This window comes from Stenotrophomonas sp. HMWF003 (genome assembly GCF_003061285.1).
GTDB lineage: Bacteria > Pseudomonadota > Gammaproteobacteria > Xanthomonadales > Xanthomonadaceae > Stenotrophomonas > Stenotrophomonas maltophilia_AP.
In genome coordinates, this window is sequence record NZ_QAIW01000442.1 from 1 (window position 1) to 814 (window position 814).

2 protein-coding genes are annotated in these 814 nt (G+C 70.1%); one reads left to right on the forward strand and one right to left on the reverse strand.

Features of this window, described 5'->3' with window-relative positions; genetic code table 11:
• A partial coding sequence (locus DBR34_RS19510; RefSeq protein ID WP_146186891.1) for a DUF1287 domain-containing protein occupies window positions 1-545 on the forward strand: 545 nt, incomplete at its 5' end.
• 82 nt (window positions 546-627) lie between these two features.
• Here the strand turns inward: DBR34_RS19510 and DBR34_RS24130 are convergent.
• A partial coding sequence (locus tag DBR34_RS24130) for a dihydrofolate reductase (protein ID WP_258224152.1) occupies window positions 628-814 on the reverse strand: 187 nt, incomplete at its 5' end.

Sequence of the window (814 nt, forward strand, 5' to 3'; positions counted from 1 at the left end):
CCACCCCCGCCGCACGGCCATCGTCGCTCCCGTCACCGCCGCTGGTGGTTGCCGCCCGCAGCCAGATCGGGCAGACCGTGCGCTACGACCCGGCCTATGCCGTCCTGGGCTATCCCGGTGGCGACGTCCCCATCGACGGCGGCGTGTGCACCGATGTGATCGTGCGCGCCCTGCGCACCCAAGGCCTGGATCTGCAGCAACGTATCCACGAGGACATGCGCGGCGCGTTCAGCGCCTACCCGGCGCTGTGGGGTCTGTCGCGGCCGGACCGCAACATCGACCATCGCCGCGTGCCCAACCTGATGCGCTGGTTCGAACGCCAGGGCTGGCAGCAACCCGCGTCGCGCCAGGCGGCCGACTTCGCCGCCGGGGACATCGTGGCCTGGAAGCTCAGCGGCAGCGGGCTGCTGCACGTAGGCATCGTCTCCGACCGGCGACGCAGCGACGGCACCCCGCTGATCCTGCACAACATCGCGCGCGGCACGCAGGAAGAAGACCTGCTGTTCGCCCACACCATCATCGGCCATTACCGGCCGCCCGCCTGAGCGCTGGCCACTGCAAGGACGCGCCGCGCACACCGAAACGGGAGGCGCCGATTGAATCAGCGCATCGCCATGCGCCCATTGGTTACCGCGCAAGCCGCGTCGGGCGTCGTGTGTAATCCACGAAGTCGAATGCGGCCGCATGCCGTGCATCGGCCGGATGGTGCTGGCGTGCCACTTCTACCCACAGTGCCGGGTCGACCGGCGGGAAGTGGGTGTCGGCGGGCACCGTGGTGTCCACCCAGGTCAGGTGCAGGTCGGTGGCCTGGGCC